19 protein-coding genes are annotated in these 19,246 nt (G+C 51.1%); 15 read left to right on the forward strand and 4 right to left on the reverse strand.

Annotation, left to right across the window (positions count from 1 at the left end; genetic code table 11):
* Window positions 1-13: 13 nt before the first annotated feature.
* Together BQ6873_RS00175 and BQ6873_RS00180 are read right to left on the reverse strand one after the other, a co-directional pair.
* Window positions 14-499 (reverse strand): MaoC family dehydratase, encoded by a 486-nt coding sequence (locus BQ6873_RS00175; RefSeq protein WP_083664342.1) that lies wholly within the window; start codon window positions 497-499, stop codon window positions 14-16.
* Between the two features lie 33 nt (window positions 500-532).
* Window positions 533-1,435: an SDR family NAD(P)-dependent oxidoreductase gene (locus BQ6873_RS00180; protein WP_076590839.1), complete on the reverse strand. Its 903-nt coding sequence runs from the start codon at window positions 1,433-1,435 to the stop codon at window positions 533-535.
* Window positions 1,436-1,811: 376 nt separating this feature from the next.
* Here BQ6873_RS00180 and BQ6873_RS00185 point away from each other — a divergent pair, with 376 nt between their 5' ends.
* From BQ6873_RS00185 to BQ6873_RS00245, 13 genes are all read left to right on the forward strand, one after another.
* The gene (locus BQ6873_RS00185) at window positions 1,812-4,055 is read left to right on the forward strand and encodes an acyl-CoA dehydrogenase (protein WP_076590840.1); all 2,244 of its coding nucleotides are present in this window, start codon (window positions 1,812-1,814) and stop codon (window positions 4,053-4,055) included.
* Between the two features lie 50 nt (window positions 4,056-4,105).
* Window positions 4,106-4,672, forward strand: a complete 567-nt coding sequence (gene folE / locus BQ6873_RS00190) for a GTP cyclohydrolase I FolE (protein ID WP_076590841.1) — start codon at window positions 4,106-4,108, stop codon at window positions 4,670-4,672.
* Window positions 4,673-4,678: 6 nt separating this feature from the next.
* Window positions 4,679-5,569, forward strand: a complete 891-nt coding sequence (locus BQ6873_RS00195) for an SDR family oxidoreductase (RefSeq protein WP_076590842.1) — start codon at window positions 4,679-4,681, stop codon at window positions 5,567-5,569.
* Between the two features lie 205 nt (window positions 5,570-5,774).
* Window positions 5,775-6,644: a MaoC/PaaZ C-terminal domain-containing protein gene (locus BQ6873_RS00200; protein WP_076590843.1), complete on the forward strand. Its 870-nt coding sequence runs from the start codon at window positions 5,775-5,777 to the stop codon at window positions 6,642-6,644.
* Window positions 6,645-6,712: 68 nt separating this feature from the next.
* Window positions 6,713-7,519 carry an enoyl-CoA hydratase gene (locus BQ6873_RS00205; protein ID WP_076590844.1) on the forward strand — a complete coding sequence of 269 codons (807 nt, stop codon included), beginning with the start codon at window positions 6,713-6,715 and terminating at the stop codon, window positions 7,517-7,519.
* A gap of 38 nt (window positions 7,520-7,557) precedes the next feature.
* Window positions 7,558-8,394 (forward strand): FAS1-like dehydratase domain-containing protein, encoded by an 837-nt coding sequence (locus tag BQ6873_RS00210; RefSeq protein ID WP_083664343.1) that lies wholly within the window; start codon window positions 7,558-7,560, stop codon window positions 8,392-8,394.
* Window positions 8,395-8,534: 140 nt separating this feature from the next.
* Window positions 8,535-9,821 carry an amidohydrolase family protein gene (locus BQ6873_RS00215; RefSeq protein WP_076590846.1) on the forward strand — a complete coding sequence of 429 codons (1,287 nt, stop codon included), beginning with the start codon at window positions 8,535-8,537 and terminating at the stop codon, window positions 9,819-9,821.
* A 102-nt stretch (window positions 9,822-9,923) separates the two neighbouring features.
* Window positions 9,924-11,108 (forward strand): thiolase family protein, encoded by a 1,185-nt coding sequence (locus BQ6873_RS00220; protein ID WP_076590847.1) that lies wholly within the window; start codon window positions 9,924-9,926, stop codon window positions 11,106-11,108.
* A 16-nt stretch (window positions 11,109-11,124) separates the two neighbouring features.
* A complete protein-coding gene (gene panC, locus BQ6873_RS00225; RefSeq protein WP_076590848.1) occupies window positions 11,125-11,964 on the forward strand; it encodes a pantoate--beta-alanine ligase in 840 nt (279 codons plus the stop codon).
* A 154-nt stretch (window positions 11,965-12,118) separates the two neighbouring features.
* Window positions 12,119-12,898: a histidine phosphatase family protein gene (locus BQ6873_RS00230; protein WP_231949172.1), complete on the forward strand. Its 780-nt coding sequence runs from the start codon at window positions 12,119-12,121 to the stop codon at window positions 12,896-12,898.
* A 306-nt stretch (window positions 12,899-13,204) separates the two neighbouring features.
* Window positions 13,205-14,011: an SDR family oxidoreductase gene (locus tag BQ6873_RS00235; protein WP_076590850.1), complete on the forward strand. Its 807-nt coding sequence runs from the start codon at window positions 13,205-13,207 to the stop codon at window positions 14,009-14,011.
* A 39-nt stretch (window positions 14,012-14,050) separates the two neighbouring features.
* Window positions 14,051-14,857: an SDR family NAD(P)-dependent oxidoreductase gene (locus tag BQ6873_RS00240; RefSeq protein WP_076590851.1), complete on the forward strand. Its 807-nt coding sequence runs from the start codon at window positions 14,051-14,053 to the stop codon at window positions 14,855-14,857.
* A gap of 107 nt (window positions 14,858-14,964) precedes the next feature.
* On the forward strand, window positions 14,965-16,284 hold the full coding sequence (locus BQ6873_RS00245; RefSeq protein ID WP_076590852.1) for a spinster family MFS transporter: 1,320 nt from the start codon (window positions 14,965-14,967) through the stop codon (window positions 16,282-16,284).
* A gap of 28 nt (window positions 16,285-16,312) precedes the next feature.
* On the opposite strand, the gene BQ6873_RS00250 is transcribed toward BQ6873_RS00245, so the two are convergent.
* On the reverse strand, window positions 16,313-16,633 hold the full coding sequence (locus BQ6873_RS00250) for a 2Fe-2S iron-sulfur cluster-binding protein (RefSeq protein ID WP_076590853.1): 321 nt from the start codon (window positions 16,631-16,633) through the stop codon (window positions 16,313-16,315).
* Between the two features lie 89 nt (window positions 16,634-16,722).
* Complete coding sequence (locus tag BQ6873_RS00255) at window positions 16,723-17,931, reverse strand: cytochrome P450 (protein WP_076590854.1); 1,209 nt, start codon at window positions 17,929-17,931, stop codon at window positions 16,723-16,725.
* Between the two features lie 292 nt (window positions 17,932-18,223).
* On the opposite strand from BQ6873_RS00255, the gene BQ6873_RS00260 reads away from it, so the two are divergent.
* Both BQ6873_RS00260 and BQ6873_RS00265 read left to right on the forward strand, forming a co-directional pair.
* Window positions 18,224-18,706, forward strand: coding sequence for an Lrp/AsnC family transcriptional regulator (locus BQ6873_RS00260; RefSeq protein ID WP_076590855.1), 483 nt, complete (start codon window positions 18,224-18,226; stop codon window positions 18,704-18,706).
* Window positions 18,707-18,718: 12 nt separating this feature from the next.
* A complete protein-coding gene (locus BQ6873_RS00265; RefSeq protein ID WP_076590856.1) occupies window positions 18,719-19,195 on the forward strand; it encodes an Lrp/AsnC family transcriptional regulator in 477 nt (158 codons plus the stop codon).
* Window positions 19,196-19,246: the final 51 nt, after the last annotated feature.

Consider the following 19,246-nt stretch of genomic DNA (forward strand, 5'->3'; position numbering starts at 1 on the left):
TGAGCAGATCCTTTTACGCAGCAGTTTTTTTGTAATCTCTGCCTTTGACCAGACGCAAGGGTGTGTACTCCATCACGACGGTACCGTCTTGCTTAACTACCTTGTTGCGTGTGCGCACCAAGCCGAGACCAGGGCGTCCATTGCTTGCACGGCTCTCGATCACTTCACATTCGACATGCACGGTATCGCCGGCATAAGTTGGGCCTTTGATATCCAGTTCCATATTGAGGAAGGCGAAACCTACGCCTTGTAGTGCAGTCTGGAACAGCAAGCCTTCGGCAAAGCAGAACACCATGCCACCCGGTGTCAGACGATCTTTGAAGCCGGCTTCCTTGGTCAGGAATTCGATATTGGTGAACAATACTTCCAGCATCCCTGTGGCGGAGATGAAGTTGACGATATCTGCTTCGGTAATGGTGCGGCCCAGCGTCTTGAATTTGCGGCCTACTGGCATGTCTTCCCAAGGAAATCCCAAGCCTATCGTTTCGATTTCTTCCATGTCTGCTCCTGAATATGGTGACGTACCTTGCGCTTAGATTGGATCCCAGGTGGTTAGGGTCGGCGATGGTACGTTGTCGTAAAAGTAGGTGCGCATAGCCGGGATTGCGTGTTCAGCGATGCTCTCCGGTGTCCAGCCTTCACTGCGATGAACTGAGCGGATGACCCGTGATTGTGAATACAGATAGATTTCGTTGGCACGCACACCAAATACTTGCCCAGAAACCGCAGCACCGGCATCGCTGCCGAGGAATACTGCCAGTGGTGCGATCAAACGCGGTTCCATGCGTTTGAGTTTTTCTATACGTGCTGCAGCTTCCGGCGTATCCGTTGGTATCGATGCTGTCATCGGTGTCCAGGCAAATGGCGCGATGCAGTTGGAGCGAACGTTGTAGCGCGCCATGTCGAGTGCAATACTTTTCGACAAGCCGACCAGGCCGAGTTTTGCGGCTGAATAATTTGCCTGTCCCGGATTGCCGATCAAGCCGCTGGTGGACGTCAGGTGTATATAACTACCCGATGCCTGGCTCTTGAAGTGGGGTGCTGCAGCGCGCGATACATAGAAGGAACCGTTCAGATGAACGTCGATGACGGCCTTCCATTCTTCCTGACTCATATTGAAAAAGAAGCGGTCGCGCAAAATACCTGCATTGTTGACGACGCAATCAATGCGGCCGAAATTGTCGATCGCCGTTTGCATGATGCTATGTGCGGAATCCCATTCAGACACGCTATCGGTATTGGCGACTGCAGTGCCGCCGGCCTTGATGATTTCTTGTGCGACTTTGTCCGCAGCAGATACACCTGCCGCATCACGTGCTAGATCGTTGACTACAACCTTGGCACCGGCAAGGCCGAACGCCAGTGCGAATTCACGGCCGATCCCGCTGCCTGATCCGGTGATGACGACAACCTTGTCTTTGGCAAATCCTGTCATATAAATCTCCTCGCAATAACTGTTTTATGCGCTGCTTTTGTCCGACTGCTCGCGATGCCTATGCAATTTCTATTAACTGTCTTACGAGCATGGATGCATTTGATTGAACATTAGAATATCATAAAACTAATGAATCATCAGTTATTGAGGGAAAAGTTTTATCAGGAGTCTGCACGGTTTGTTTTAAGCACGGAGTTGATTGCAGAGAGATATCAAAAATCCTTTCACGGCGAATAAAATGCCGTATAAAATAAAATGATAATGTGTCAGTTATTTAATGTGGTCCATGTATTGAATGATATGAAGCCGACTATTGCAGTCGGATATAGCTATCGGCGGGAATGCTTAAGGGGAATGACATGAAGAAGGTCGGCATATGAAACTTGATCTGACCGAAGAGCAGCAAATGCTATGCGATTCAGTCGCAAGGCTGCTGCAAACAGAATCCAGCATGGCGCGTGTACGCGCTGTAGAAGCAACTGGGTTTGATCCAGTTCTGTGGAATCAGATGCGGGAGATGGGCGTACTCTCCATGCGCGTTGCAGAATCTTCCGGTGGTGGCGGTATGGGGTTGCTGGATGCCGTATTGGTAGCGGAACACGCTGGTTGCCATTTGGCTTCGATACCGTTTGCGGAGGCCTTATCGGCAAAAGGTTTGCTGGCGCATCTGGAGGGCCAAGTGGCTGCGCGGTATCTGGCAGATGCTCTGGATGGTGAAGTCGTGGTGCTGCATCCTCGTGAATTGCGCGATGATGAACCATTGGTATTGCCTACTACGGCGAGCGTGGTGATTGCCTTGCGTGGAAATGAGGTATTGGCTATACGCAATCTGGACCAGTGCGACGAAGAGGAAAAACTGTTGTGCTCCAACCTGGGCAATGAGCCGATCGCCTTGTTTGCCCCAGGTTGTGTCGGTGTACGTCACCTTGTAGCACGTGGGCCGTCAGCGCGAGCGGCATTCCTTGCAGCGTTGGATGAATGGAAATTGTTGAAGGCAGCAATGCTGGTTGGCTTGTCAGCGCAGGCTTTGCAGATGGCGGCAGATTATTCTCGTGAGCGCACACAGTTTGGTCGACCCATAGGTGCATTTCAGGGTATTGCACATCCGCTCGCTGATGCACTGACAGAAATCGACGGCGCACGCTTGCTGATATGGCACGCGATCTGGGCCATTGCACATGGCAAGGAAGATGCTGGTGCATTGATTTCCATGGCATGGTGGTGGAGCGCGAAGGCCAGCTCCAATGCAGTCGCACGCGCGTTACATACGTTCGGGGGATATGGAGTCTCACTTGAATATGACATCCAGTTATATTACCGACGCGGTAAAGCCTGGTCCTTGCTGGCTGGCGATCCGCAGCAGGAATTGCATCAGGTTGCCGATAGATTGTGGCCGCGTGGTGGAACTTCTGGTTTTGATACGCGCTTGCCCGAGGTTGGTGAAGTGTCGATGCAATTCGGCTATGGTTGCGATGCAGAGCATTTCGCTGAAGAAGTGCGCGCCTTCTTTAGCGAACATTTGACCGACGCCTATAAAGCACACGCACATCACTCGGTGGCTGGCTACCATCCGCAATTCCATCAGCAACTGGCTCAGGCTGGTTTGCTGTTCCCGCATTGGCCGGAGGAGTACGGCGGGCGCGGCAAGACGCCGTTCGACATGGCAGCGCTGGGGGAAGTGTTCGAAGAATTCAATTGGCAACGCATCACCGGACCGATTACCAATCAGGTCGCGCAGATCGTCATGCGCTTCGGCAATGATGAATTGAAGCAGGAAGTATTGCCGCGTTTCGCGAGTGCAGATGCGTTGGCGTGCATGGGTTTTACCGAACCTTCTTGCGGATCAGATGTTTTTGCGGCTAAGACTCGTGCGGCGCGAGCGGATGACGGTAGTGGCGATTGGATTATCGACGGGCAGAAGATATTTACTACGGCGGCCAATCTGGCTGATTATATTTTTCTGTTGGTACGTACAGGCGTAGAACAACCTAAACATGCCGGTTTGAGCTTGTTTCTGGTGCCTATGAATAGTCCTGGCATTGAAGTACAGGCGGTCCACACGATGCAGGATGAACGTACCAACATTACTTATCTTTTACAGGTGAGAGTAGCGGACCGTTATCGCATCGGTGAGGTAAATGGCGGTGCTGCGGTGATGGCAGCCACACTGGAGTTGGAACATGGTGGTGATCAATATCGCATCAGTTTTTCCAATATGTACCAACATGCTTTGACCTGGGCGCGTAATACGTATCGTGGTGGCGTTCCCTTGATTGATGATGCCGACGTCAGGCGTCGTTTGGCAAGTGTTGCAGTGCATGTCACGATCGCCAAGGATCTTTGTTATCGCTCGATCTGGGCAACGGAGAATGCCATTCCCGGTCGCGCCGCGTATGGGCCGATGTCCAAATTATTTTCTACCGAACGTTATCTGGCAGATGCCGCAGATCTGATGGATTTGGCTGCGCCGTACTCCTTGTTTGCAGACCGGCATGGTCTTGGCCATGTGGAGATCGGCTACCGGCAGGCCATGGGCATGACTATCTATGGCGGCACCAGTGAAGTACACCGTAGTTTGATTGCAGAACAAGGCTTGAAGATGCCGCGTTCGCGTACCTGAAAATACGGTCAGATTGATTCAATTTCACTACAGAAACTGAGTATTCATCTATGCAAGATCAAGATTTCAAGCAGCAAGATTGGCGCCGGTTCATTAGTAGTCTTGGAGAAAATCCTGATCGGCCAGGATTGCTGGAGACACCACATCGGGTCGAAAAAGCGTGGAAGCATTGGACTTCAGGCTATCAACAAAATCCGGCAGAAGTACTCAAGGTTTTTGAAGATGGTGCCGAGCAGTACAACGAGTTGATAGTGGTGAAAAGAATTCCGGTATATAGCCATTGCGAACATCACCTTGCACCATTCTTCGGCACTGCTGCAATCGGCTATCTGCCAAATGGCAAGATTGTCGGTCTGTCCAAGCTGACGCGTCTGGTGGATTGCTTTGCACGCCGTTTGCAAGTGCAGGAACGTTTGACAACGCAGATCGCTGATGCCTTGATGGAATACCTGGAGCCCAAAGCGGTCGGTGTAGTGATCAGTTGCCGTCATATGTGTATGGAGAGTCGCGGCATTCAGACTGCCGGAGAGGAAACCATCACCTCGGCCTTGCTGGGCGAGCTGCAGCCGAATCTAGCGCTACGTACCGAATTCCTGACTCTGGTTCGTGAGAAATGAGGTCGTATGAATACCTCTGATGAAAACAATGCACCCGTTGCCTTGGTGACCGGTGCTGGTAGTGGGATTGGTCGACACATTGCCTTGGCACTGGATCGTGCAGGTTATGTTGTCTATGCCTCGATGCGCGATCCACAGGGACGCAATGGCGACAAAGCGTGGTCCTTGAAAGCGGCTGCATCCGAGTATCTGAGCGTAATAGAACTCGACGTCACCAATGACAATTCCGTGCAACTCTGCATGCAGGCACTACAGATGCGTAGCGGCCACATCGATGTTCTGGTTAACAACGCCGGCATCATGCATCAAGGCGTGACGGAAGCCTATACGCTGGACGATATTCGTCTGCAAATGGAAACCAATTTCTTTGGTACGGCGCGCACGAACCGCGCTGTTCTTCCCTTGATGCGGGAGCGACGCAGCGGTTTGCTCATACACATTACGTCGATTGCCGGCAGCATCGTATTCCCGTATGCCGGCTTGTATTCAGCCAGCAAGATGGCCACTGAGGCGATGGCGGAAAGTTATCGCTATGAACTGGAGCCGTTCGGCATCGACTCTATTGTGGTGCAACCTTGTCCTTATCAGAGTGACTTGCTCGATAGTCAAAAAACGCCAGGTGACGAGGAGTGTCTGCGCGCCTATGGCGACTATGCACGTATTGCGGAAGAACGAATCGCTTCCACCAAGTCCTGGCATGACAGTGGAAAAGCACATGATGCGGCAGAGGTCGGGGATCTGATCGTGAGTCTGGCTGCGCTACCTTTTGGACAACGACCGTTTCGCACGGTTGCCGGTGCAATGGATATGGGCAGCAGAAAGCTCAACCTGCTCAAGCAGGAAATGCAGGAAAAACTCATGCGTCATTTCGGTGTCGGGCAGCGCAAGGACGCTTGATCTCCCTATCGGTTCGGCGTTTCTCATGGGCACGATCAATCATAAAAAACAGGTTTACAGCAGGCGGGAATATTCTGCTATTATAAAAACTGACTGTTTGACAGTTTTTGGCTGTTCGGACTGAAAACAGCGCACACGAAGAAAAGCAGGTGTTAGTAAAGCGTATGCATAACAACGAGACAACGTGAACGGAAGGAAGCTGCAAGTGTCCCTCAACTACGAAACAGTCAAGAACTGGCCGATACCAGAAGCGGCGCAAAAATATACCGCCAAGGACACCATCCTGTACGCACTGGGTGTGGGTTCTGCGACGCAGAATCCCTTACCTCCGGAAGATTTGAAATTCGTCTATGAGCGCAAATTGCAGGCACTGCCAACCTTTGCCTCCTTGCTGGCTGGGGATAGTTCATGGATGGCAGATCCCAAGGCTGGCATTGATCTGAACAAGGTGCTGCATGGCGAACAGTTTCTGACTATCCACAAGCCGCTACCGCCGGAAGGTTCGGTCATCGGCACAGATACCATCGATGAAATTTACGATAAAGGTGCAGACAAAGGTGCTGTGATGTATATGACGCGTACCTTGCGCGATGCCGTTAGCGGCGAGTTGCTGGCAACTTCAGGCTGGTCTGTCTTTATGCGCGGCAATGGTGGATTTGGCGGGACGGCGACTGGTCAACCTGCACCTTATCCGGTGCCGGAAGGACGTGCTCCAGATGCCACCATCGATTTGCTGACACGTCCGGAGCAGGCGACGATTTATCGTTTGTCGGGCGACTTCAATCCTTTGCATATCGATCCGAAAATTGCCGGATTGGTTGGCTTCGATAAACCTATTTTGCATGGCATGTGCAGTTACGGCGTGGCTGGGAGGGCGATCCTCAAGCTGCGTTGCGGTAATGACGCCAGTCGTCTGCGCAAGTTGAATCTGCGTTTCGCCAGTCCCGTATTTCCAGGGGAAACATTGCGTACAGAAGTCTGGGACGTAGAGCCGGGCAAGCTGGCTTTCCGTGTGCGTATTGTTGAGCGTGACGTGATTGCACTCAATAACGGCTATGCCGAATACATCGATTAATCGAAACAGGTTTGCATGAGCACTTGTCGTTGTTGCACAAGCAGAAGTTAAAAAACAGGAGAAGCGTTGTGGAATACACAGAAATTACATATGAAGTGCTGGGACCGGTTTTGCGCGTTTACCATAATCGCCCTAAGCAAGCTAATTCCGAATCGGAAAATCTGCTGGCGGAACTGGACCACGCGCTGGAACGCGCCAAGCGCGATGACAATATCCGTGTGTTGATCATCGGTGGTGTCGGCAAACATTTTTCAGCTGGTCACGATTTGATCGGCGGCATGGAAACACGCGGTGACTTCTCGCCTGAACAGCATTGGCTGTGGGAGTCAGAACATTATCTGGGCAATGCTTTCCGTATCTGGGATTTCCCAAAACCGACTATTGCGCAGGTGCAGGGCGCTTGTATCGCCGGTGGCTTTATGGTCGCAAACATGTGCGATCTGATGGTGGCGTCGGACGACGCCTTCTTCAGTGATCCTGTCGTACATAGTTTAGCTGCGGCCTCGGTCGAAGCTCTGGTCCATCCTTGGGTTATGGGCATGCGCAAGGCCAAGGAGTTCCTCTTTACCGGCCAGAAACTCACAGCCGCCGAAGCCAAAGAATGGGGCATGGTCAATCACGTGGTGCCGCGTGCCGATCTGGAAGAATTCACGCTCAAGCTGGCCAATCACATTGCGCTGGCACCACCGGTCGGTATACGCATGATGAAGCGTTCGCTGAATCGATCTGCCGACATCATGGGCTTCCGCAATTCCATCATGGCGCATTTCGATACACATATTTTGAGCACTTCGACCAATGAGCACTACAGCGTTGCTTCTGCCGGCATGAATGCATCGATGCAGACAGCGAAGAAAGTTGCGTCCAAAGGCTGATGCTTGTTGCAATCAAATTTTAAGGATGTTGTTTTGTGATGATCGATTACGACAAGTTGATGGCAAGACCGTTTCCAGATGTGAAGCGTCATTATTCTGCGCAAGACGCAATACGTTACGCTCGCGGTTTTGGAGCGGGACGTACGAGCGGATCGTATATTGATGAGCCGTTCTTGCAGCAGGATCAGACTCGTGCTTTGCCTATGATTGCTGTGCCGCTGGCTGATGGTGAGTTCTGGCAAAAGGATCCGGATACCGGCATAGATTGGCAGCAGATCGTTCATGCAGAAGAAGCCTTGACTGTACACAAGCCGATACCAGCACAGGGAACGGTGGTGATCAGCCAGCATATAGATGAGATTTACGACCGTGGCCCCGATAAGGGCGCTGTCATGCAGCAAAAGCAGTTTCTGCATGATGGGCAGGGCGAGTTGCTGGCGACGATAGACGTCACGACGATACTGAAAGGTAACGGCGGCTTCGGTGGCAAAGCATATGAATCTACGCGCCTGAAAATGCCGGAGGATTGCGCGCCAGATGCAGTCATAGAGATCATGACACCTAAAGAAGAAGACGCAATTTTTCGTCTGAGTGCGGATATCAAGATTTCCTCGAGAACAGGGAAGGACAAAGCCATGATGCGCGGCGTGGGTTGTTTCGGTACTGCGGGACGCGCTGTGCTGAAACTGGTTTGCGATAACAAGCCGGAGCGTCTCAAGCGTCTGGGTGTGCGCTATGTCGGGCCTATGTACACAGACGAGATCATGCGCGTCGAGTTATGGCATGTGGGAAAAGGACGGGCTGTGTTTCGCATGTCCGCACGTGGACGTGATGCGCTTGTTTTGAATCATAGTTATGTCGAGTTTGATGAGTGAACGGCATGACCGATAAAAGTCGGATACAGTCGAAAGAATAATAATTCTATATTTATAAAACGGCCCAAAGTGGCCACTCTTTTCGTCCGGCATTGATCATTGATCGTTCTGCCGAACGAGGGGAAACAAAGGAGACGAAGATGGAAATGAATGACATGATTTTGATCAGCGTGGATGACCATGTGATCGAACCACCGGATATGTTCAAACGCCACCTGTCGGCAACGCAATTCGCACGCGCGCCGAAGATGAGCACGATGCGCAGCGGTTCAGACTCATGGATCTACGAAGGACGCTCGGTACCCAACTTTGGTCTGAACGCCGTGGTCGGTCGACCACCTGAAGAATACGGCATGGAGCCAGCTTCCTACAGCCAGATTCGTAAAGGTACCTACCTGGTCAAGGACCGCATCGACGACATGAATGTCAACGGCGTCCTGACCTCAATCAACTTCCCAACCTTTCCTTCTTTCGCCGGTACCTTCTTCCTGCAAGCCACCGACAAGGAATTCACCAAAAAAATCATCAGCGCCTACAACGACTGGCACATAGACGAATGGTGTGGTGCGGCACCGGGCCGCTTTATCCCGCTCGCCATCCTGCCACTGTGGGACATCGACGCCTGCGTTGCCGAAGCCAGACGTGTCGCCGCCAAAGGCTGCCGCACCATCAGCTTCCCCGACAACCCCGTCGCCAAAGGCCTGCCTAGCGTCCATAGCAACCACTGGGACCCACTCTGGCGCGTCATGGAAGACAACAACATCGTCATCAGCATCCATATTGGTTCCGGCGCCCAAGTTCCATACTCCTCACTGGACGCACCGATCGACACCTGGATCGTCAACATGCCGATGTACATCGCCAACGCCACCACAGACTGGCTGTTCTCACCGGTATTCAAGAAATTCCCGACACTCAAGATCGCGCTGTCCGAAGGTGGCATAGGCTGGATTCCATATTTGCTCGAACGTGCCGACTTTACCTACGGTCACCACAAAGCCTGGACCAACAGCAACTTCGACGGCATGCTCCCAAGCGACCTATTCAAACGCAACTTCATCACCTGCTTTATCGACGACGTATTTGGTTTGCACAACACCCAATTCATGAACGTCGACAAGATCACCTGGGAAACTGACTACCCGCACTCAGACTCTCTGTGGCCGAATGCGCCGGAAAGACTATGGAATACAGTCCAGCATTTGTCGAAAGAAACGATAGACAAGATTACCTATCAGAACGCGATTCGTGAATTTGGCTACGACCCGTTCAAGTTCCTGCCGAAGGCAGAGTGCACGGTAGGTGCATTGCGAGCGAAGGCTGCGCATGTAGATACACGTCCGGTGGCGAATATGGGTGGTCAGGATCCGTCGAATCGTGATGGCAAGCCCGTCACTAATGGTGAAGTCATGAAGCTCTTCGCTTAATAGCTCTGTACAACTCACGGCATCAACGCAACAAATACTCGCTGCTCTGAGCAGCGGGTGCGCAGGAATTTATTGACACAGGTTTGCGGATAAGGATTGCATATGGTTATGGAAGTGCCGGAGCAGCAAGCGATTATCTCGGGTATCGGCCAGTCGGCCGTTGGGCGACGATTAGGGCGTGGCGGACTGGATCTGACGCTGGAAGCAGTGATGGCGGCGATCGATGATGCCGGTATTGATCGTAAGGAGATAGACGGCATATCCAGCTGGCCTGGTTACAAGGCTGACTCGCCGGGCTTCTCGCCGGTGTCAATTGGTCAGTTAAAAGATGCATTGGGCATAGACCTTAACTGGTACAACGCCGGTAGCGAGGCAACCCAGATGAGCGGTGTGCTCAACGCTTGTATGGCGGTGGCATCGGGGCAAGCCAGACATGTAGTTTGTTTTCGCACAGTAACTGAAACGTCGGTCGCGCCGGGGACGAAGCCTAGTCTGGTTGGTAGTACTACACAGCGCGTTGCCGGTTTCGGTGAATATCAGGCACCCTTCCTCGCACCATCTGGCGCTAACTGGATGGCTCTGATTGCCAGTCGTTATTTCCATGAGTTCGGTACCAAGCGTGAGCAACTGGCACAGATCGCTCTGAACGCGCGTCACAATGCAGGTCTCAATCCCAACGCGGTTTATCGCGAGGCCTTGTCGCTGGAAGAGTATATGAACGCGCGCATGATCTCGACACCGCTTTGTCTTTACGATTGCGACGTGCCTGTCGATGGTTCGATTGCAGTCATTGTTTCGCACAGAGATACAGCGCGGGACCTCAAGTCAAAACCGATACGTGTTGAAGCAATTTCAGGCGGTCTTACTGGTAGAGATTCCTGGGATCAACTGGATGATTTGACGCGCTTTGCTGCGGAAGGTTGCGGCAAGCGTTTATGGAGTCGCACCGACTTGAAGCCGTCCGATGTCGATGTTGCCGAGTTGTACGATGGCTTCAGCATTCTGTCCTTGCTGTGGCTGGAAGGTCTTGGTTTTTGCGGGCGTGGTGAAGCTGGGGATTTCATCGAAGGTGGCAAGCGCATTGCGCTCAACGGCGAATTGCCATTGGCGACGGGCGGTGGGCAACTTTCAGGCGGTCGCTTGCATGGCATGATTCATGTAGTCGAAGCAGTCACGCAATTGCGTGGTGATGGCGGTGCACGCCAGGTGCCAGGTAATCCGAAAGTCGCAGTCGCTTCAAACGGCGGTGGTCCGATTGCAGGTGCGATTTTGCTGGCACGAGATTGATACTGATTAGTTTCCGATGAAGATTATTTGCTCGATAGAAGAGCTGCGAGATCATTTGCGCGGCCAGTTACGTACGGCGTTTGTACCGACCATGGGTAGTTTGCATGAAGGTCATTTGTCGTTAATGCGTCTTGCACGCCAGCATGGCGATCCGGTGGTCGCATCGATCTTTGTCAATCGCCTGCAGTTCGGGCCGAATGAGGATTTCGATAAGTATCCGCGCACATTCCAGAGTGATGTAGAAAAGCTGGAAAAGGAAGGTGTCTATATCCTGTTTGCGCCGACTGAAAAAGACATGTATCCGGAGCCGCAGGAATACCGCGTTCAGCCGCCAGATAGCCTGGGCAATATGCTTGAGGGTGAATTTCGCCCGGGATTTTTCAGCGGCGTTAGCACTATCGTGACCAAGTTGTTCTCTTGCGTGCAACCACGCGTGGCAGTGTTCGGCAAGAAGGATTATCAGCAACTCATGAGTGTGCGTAATATGGCACGCCAATTCGCGATGCCGACCGAGATCATCGCTGCTGAAACTTATCGCGCAGAAGATGGCTTGGCATTGTCATCACGCAATGCCTATCTCTCCGATTCAGAACGCGCCGAAGCACCTGAACTCTATCGTGTCTTGAATCGGGTCGCGCAGAACATACGTAACGGCAATGACGATATAGGCAAGCACGAGCAGCTAGCTATGCGTAGTCTCGCAGAACGTAACTGGCAGCCGGATTACGTTGCCGTGCGTCGTCGGATAGATTTGCAGTCGCCATCGGCAGACGATATCGCACAGAAAACACCACTGGTGGTGTTGGCTGCTGCCAAGCTTGGCAAGACTCGTTTGATCGACAATCTGGAAATTTGATCAGTCAACATATTGGTGCCGTACAAATCAATACTTACCGATTCCCCGTGACTGTTTTTCGAATGGCCTGGATGGAATTCGTCTTTGCACTTTTAGTCGCATGTCAATATTTCTACTGACTATTAGTTAGTTTTAAATTGACAGCTTACTGTCAATGTTTCAATATGAAAATATCGATTTTCATTTTGAAACGGCTGTGGCAAGCCAAGTCTGGGTAGCGGAGTGTATGGGACAAATTTATTTGATTCGTCATGGGCAAGCATCTTTTGGCAGTGATGACTATGATCAACTGTCATCGATAGGTCATGAGCAGGGCCGCGAATTGGGATTGTGGTTTGAAAAAAAAGGCTATCAGTTTGACCGTGTAGTGATGGGGAGTCTGAAACGTCATCGGCAAACCGTGGAGGCATGCATGTCTTCCATGTCTGGGACGTCTGCAGTGGAATCTGGATGGGAGACTGATGCTGGTTTCAATGAGTTTGATCATCACGAGACCATGCTCCGGCACTGGCCTGATTTTGCTGAACCCGGTGCTATCCGACGTTTCTTCGAAGAGCAAGAAAAAGCAAAATACTTATTCCAGGACATTATCGAAGGTGCGATGCAGCGCTGGATAGGCGGACACCACGATGCCGATTATCGAGAGCCCTGGCCGGTATTCAGTCGGCGCTGTAACTATGCTTTCCAGCGCTTGCTTGATGACGCAGGCCCATCACAGAATATTGCAGTATTTACTTCGGGTGGACCGATTGCCAGCATCACTCAGCAGCTTCTCGGGCTGGATGACAAGCACATGCTGGAGCTGAGCTGGTCGATCATGAATTGTTCAGTCACAAAAATTCTTTACCGTTCTGGTAAAGCAAGTCTCAGTTACTTCAACAACTACGCACACCTTGAACGCTCTGGGCAAACTGATTTCATCACGTACCGCTGACATTGTGTTCTGAATAAATACAGTTTTAGATTGACATTGATGTTTAGTTTTAATAATGTAACTGACATAATGTTAGTTTATATAATGCGTAATTTTTCATAAAAATATATGCGCTTAATGGTCATGATGAATATCAGACTGGAAGTTCTGGAAGAGTTCAGCTGTAAAAGCTTCTACCTTAAAGCTTGAGTGAATGCGGCAATAAAATTTTCGCAACATAAAACAAATGAGACGCCTGTCGTGCAGCATCCCGCGATAGCGATGCCGTAAGTCCACATGGCTTACATCGAACGAAGGAATTACATCATGAAAAATATTATTTTGATCACCGGGATGGGTGCGATGGGGCTGGCTTGTGCTCGTACTCTCGGCAGCGGTCATCATTTGCTGCTAGCCGACAACGATGCGAGCCGCGTCGATCACGCGATTCAACATTTGAGTGAAGAGGGTTATGACGTCAGCGGCTGTCGTCTGGATCTTGGTCAAGCGGCATCGGCACATGCATTGGCTGATGAAATTGGAAAGCACGGACATCTCAAGGCTATGGTGCATACGGCCGCTATTTCACAATCACAAGCACCTACGGCAGAGCGCATATATGACGTTAATTTGGTCGGCACCGCGACCTTGATCGATGTGATGCGGAAACTGGCAGGGCCGGGCACGGTCGGTGTTGTAATTGCCAGCATGGGCGCGCAATTTATTTCCATCCCGGCAGAAATAGAGCGTCGTCTGGCACTGGCTCCCTTGAATGAACTCAAGGATGCGATACGTGATTTGCCAGGTTACGACGACAAGAACATGGCTTATTTGATTGCCAAGCGCGGCAATCAACTGCGTGTAGAGGCAGAGTCGCTGATATGGGCGAAGACGGGCGCGCGGCTGATCTCGATTAGCCCAGGCGTGATTTCTACTGCACAGGGGCGGCAAGAGATGCGCGAGCATCCAGAAGTGGCAAAGATAGTCGATAACTGTCCAGCGCAACGCATCGGTACGCCACAAGACATTGCAAATGCCGTTGATTGGCTGCTCAGCAGGCATGCAAGTTTTATCACTGGTATCGACTTGCGTGTGGATGGCGGCACGATCGCCTCGCAACGCTGGCAGCAGTAATTATCGTATTACCATTTCCAGCCTCAATCAGGAGAAGACATGAACAGATTTATCGACCAAGTTGCTATCGTCACAGGCGGTGCTTCAGGCATCGGCGAGGCAACCTGTCGCAGATTGGTAGCGGAAGGTGCGACCGCCATCATTGCAGATCGCAACATGACGATGGCGAAGAAGCTCGCTGCCGATATTGGTAAAAAAGCGCATGCGGTCGAATTTGATGCTGCGGATGTGACGTCGATACGCGCGTTGGTGGAAGGGACGATAGAGAAGCATGGTCGCCTTGATGTACTGCATAACAATGCGGCGATCGGTTCGCCTGAGGTACATGCACGCGACACCAATGCCATCGATATCGATTTCGAGACTTGGGATCTGGTGATGGCCGTCAATTTGAAGGCCTACCTTGCGGCAAGTAAATACGCTCTGCCGCACATGATCGCGCGCGGTAAAGGCGTGATCATCAATTCGGCATCTGCCGGTGGTTTTTCTGGCGATATCTCGCGTATTGCCTATAACGTCTCCAAGACCGCCATCATCGGTTTGACGCGTCAGCTTGCTACGCAACATGGTCATCAGGGTATTCGTTGCAATGCAGTCGCACCCGGACTAGTGCTGACGCCTGCAGCGCGTGCGGTGGCGGCAGATGTGATTGAAGTGATGTCACGACATACCCTGACACCAGAAATGGGTGAGCCACAAGACATTGCTGGACTTGTTTGTTTTCTTGCTTCAGATGAAGCCCGCTATATCACAGGTCAAACCTACATCATCGACGGCGGCATGCTCGCACATAATCCGGCGAATCCGGATCTGGTCGATTTCGCCCGCAGACAAATTGCGCATTAAGCGGCATGCACGTCTTGCCAACGCATCACTGACATTACAAGACGCGTATCAGGTATCCATTATCAAGCGTCTATCTACGTATATATAAATATCAGGAGACAGACGCAATGGAATTGAACACGGTATTGACGGATGACATAGAGCTGACCACGGTGGCAGAGGCAGAAATAGAAGAAGCTGCAGAAGACAAAGTCCCGGCGAGAAGCTGGTATGCACTTGCCATTCTGGCCTTGATCTATGCGTGCGATTTTCTGGATCGCACAATGATTTCCATCATTGTCGAACCAGTACGGATCGAGTTCGGTTTGAGTGATAGTCAACTCGGGCTATTGACGGGATTGGCTTATGGCGTATCGTTTGCGTTGGCGGCAATTCCTATCGGTTTTCTGATTGATCGCAATAATCGCGTCAGGCTGCTTGCAGGATTGGTAGCGATCTGGGGCGCGATGACTGCGCTGTCTTATTTTGCACAAAACTTTGTGCAGCTTTTACTGGCGCGTATGGGTGTCGGTGCTGCCGAGGCGGGTGGTACACCAGCCAGTTTTTCCTTGATATCTGATTTTTTTCCACCCAGCAAACGCTCAACCGCGGTCGGCTATCTGTTTATTGGCAACGCGATTGGTGCTGCACTGACTATTGTTATTGGTGGTTATGTCACTGCTCACTATGGTTGGCGGCTGGCGATGCTGATTGCTGGCGTTCCCGGACTGATACTCGCTACCTTGCTGGTACTTACGGTGCGTGAACCAAAACGTGGTGGCTACGATGCCGCAGTCCTTGTCGCCAAGGAAGCAGTGGCGCCGCTTACGGTGATTCTCTATATCGTCAAGAATCGTGCGGTGTTGCATCTGATTGCCGGTACTTCCATCACGACTGCCGCGATCGCGACGCTGGGCGTCTGGATGCCTGCATTCGTGATGCGCTTCCACGGACTCAATATTGAGAAGGCCGGCATGGTGGCGGCATTGGCCGGAGGTCTTTTTACCGCCATTGGTTCAGTGATCGGCGGTATCGCCTGCGATCATATAGGCAAATCAAATCCACGGCGACGGATTGATGTCTGCGTGGTGATCTGCTTCATTACATTGTTGATTTCCTGCGGGGCTATTCTGTTCAAGCCAACATTGCTTGCTATCGTCTTGCTTTGCTTGGCGATGTTTTTTGCGTTTGTGGTATTTCCTGCTTCTTTCGGCACCATGCTGACCTTGGTATCTCCCGACATGCGTGGCGTAACGTCGGCCACAATGATGATCTGTACCAATCTGGTGGGCTACGGCCTCGGGCCATTTATGGTTGGTGTTCTCAGCGACTTGTATGGCGGCGATCAGTCACTGCGTTTTGCGATGATGACCATCATGTGCATTTGTTGTCCGTGGGCTGGATTGCATTTCGCCTTGTCAGCACGCGCTTATCGAAGCGCGGCTTAAGGAAAAATAAGATATTGAAACTGCTCGTTCAAAATTGCGATGCGGGCAGATTCACCACCAGTCCGTCGAGTTCAGGCTCTATTCGAATCTGGCAGAGCAGGCGGCTGTTTTCACAGGGGTTGAGTACGCCTTCCAATATGCCGGATTCTTCTTTCGACATCGGCGGTAGTGTGGCGAGCCACGCTTGATCTATATAACCGTGGCAAGTCCCGCAAGTACAGTTGCAGCCGCAGTCGCCAAGGATTCCTGGAACAAAATTATCTAGTGCTGCCTGGCACAGTGTTGTTCCGATAGTTGCTTCGACCGAGTGTTCCGATCCGTCGTGTTGGATGAATTTAATATGTGGCATGGCGTGATATTTTTAAAGTGAACGTGAGGTGAAGAGATCGTTTTCTCCTAATTCTTCTGCGAGCGATCTCTTCGGATTTTTGTTTACGTTTATTTGACGTCCCAGCTCAGCCAGAGTTTTTCCACGGTCAGTACCATGCCGGATGCCAGTTGCCAGTTTTTCTCAGTATCCAGTTCGAAGTCCGGGATTCTCTTGAGCCATTCTTCCAAAAATATTTTCAATTCGGTGCGTGCCAGCATCGATCCGACGCAGCGATGTGCACCGTTACCGAAAGCGCCGTGGAAGACTGTCTTGCGCGTAAAGTCGACTTTCATGGGATCGGGAAATACGCGGTCATCCAGTGTCTGCGCCGCACTATGGAGCATTATCAGATCGCCGTTGCGCATGTGCACCTCTTTGAGTTGCGTATCGCTGACCACCTTGCGTACTAGCGTGGATATGGGGAAGCGGCGTAGCAATTCTTCTACTGCACCAGGTATTAGCGCAGGCTGTTCAATCAGTAATTTGCGATGCCCCGGATTTTTCGCCAAAAAATTTGCGACGAAGCCAAGTACGGAAGCCACCGTATCCAACCCGCCTATCAGTAGCAAGGTAAATATGCCGATGATGCTTTGTTCATCCAGCGGCTGGTCGTCGACCTTCGCTTGTATTAGCTTGCTGAATAAATCGTCGCCTGGATTCTCCAGTCGTTCTTTCCACGTCTTGGTGGCATAGGCAATTAATTCATAAAATGCCGAGTTGTCGTCGATTTCGGTTGGTCTAACGATGCTATCGACTACGCGTAACAGCATTTCTCGATCGGCTTCCGGCAAGGCGACCATGTTCATGAAAATGCCGATCGGTAATTGGCGGGCGAACTCATCAACAAATTCGCAGCCGCCATTCGCCTGCATTTTTTCAATCAGATCGATAGTCATCTGACGCGCTTTTTCACCCAGTGTGGCAACCGCTTTTGGTGAAAATGAAGGATTGAGTAAGGCTCGAAATTTTGTATGATCCGGCGGGTCGAGATTGATAGGAATCTGTTTAAACGAACGGCTTTCCGGTACGACATTAACCCAGGAGCTGAAGACTGTTGGTTCAGTCAGCACCTTGTTGAACTCTTCGCTACGCGTCACTACCCAATGTCCGCCGTTGGCCGGTGTCCAGAAAATATCTGGGAGATCACGATTTGCTATCCACGTGAATTGCGCGTGTGGGTCGCGATCCTTTTCGGGAGCCTTGTAAATGTCGAAGTCATAGATCAGGTGGGGCGGCACATGCGCAGGGGCATTAACCTGATGCGTTGCTGTAGTCATGCTTGTCTCCTTGAATAACTGACTTTATGTAATTTATTTGTTTTTGAATGTTATCTCATTTTTCTTTGTAAATTTACGCATTATTTAAATAAATATTTAAATTTATTGATTAATGTATTAATTTATTTATTTATTAATACGCAAAATAAATTAATGCTTTGCTGGAGGTCTATGCGCGACTTGTCGTGCGATAGTCGCTATGCTAGTGTTTCGAGTCTTCAGGCGATGGCATGGGTATGTATGCGCGGAGATAGGGACTTCAATTTTGTGTAGCTTAAAATCTGCCTAGACAATGACAAATAAAACACTCAGAGCACAAAAATCTCCGACGCTGGATGAATTGGACCGCAACATCATCCTGTGTCTGCGTGCCGATCCTCGGCAAACTAATAAATCGCTGGCGGCCCAACTGTCGGTGACAGAGTTCACCATTGCGGCTCGTATTCGCGCCATGGAAAAAGGTGGCGTCATGAAGATCATGGCGCAGCGGGATTTTCATGCGGCCGGCTATCACGTCATGGCACATGTCGCGGTAAGCGTTTCAGGTCGACCGGTAGAAAGCGTTGCCAGAAAAATCGCGGATATCGAAGGTGTCGCTGGTATGAGCATCGTTATGGGCGATCCTTCCTTGTTGATTTTGGCGATGGCAGCTTCTTTGGAGGAGCTGGAAGAATCGGTGATAGAGCGGATATCCAAGGTCAACGGTGTACGTACTATCGAGGTCGATGTCTATACTGAAATCATCAAACACGTAAGCGAATATGCGCATCTATAAATTGGTACAAATATGACGAAGATGATCAAGCCAACGATAAAACTGGACGAGACCGATAACGCAATACTGGATCTACTCGCGCAAAACGGTCGCATGAGCAATCGTGAAGTAGGGCGTGTTCTGGACATTGCGGAAGGGACTGTACGCCAGCGGCTCAAACGACTGCTTGAAACCAAGGCGGCGCGTATCGGTCTTGTCACCGATGTTGCTGCGGTCGGTATTGCGGCTAGTGCAGTACTACTGATCAATACGCTACCCGAAGAGAGACGTCATGTTGCAGCTCGGTTAGCAAAACGCGCTGACTGCGGTTTCGTCGGTCTGACTTTGGGGCGCTACGAAATGACTGCATTCATTAGCGCATCGACTCGTGTAGAGCTTGCGGAAATCTTGGAGGAGATCAACGTCGGCATCAAAGGAATTACCAAGATAGAAGTGCGTGAACCGGTCGGCTGGCGTATGCATCGCTACGATCTGGTTCACGTCACTTGATTGCACCGCATAAAAAAAGCCTCATTCCATGAGGAATGAGGCAAATCCCGT

It is taken from the genome of Herminiimonas arsenitoxidans (genome assembly GCF_900130075.1).
GTDB classification, from domain to species: domain Bacteria; phylum Pseudomonadota; class Gammaproteobacteria; order Burkholderiales; family Burkholderiaceae_D; genus Oxalicibacterium; species Oxalicibacterium arsenitoxidans.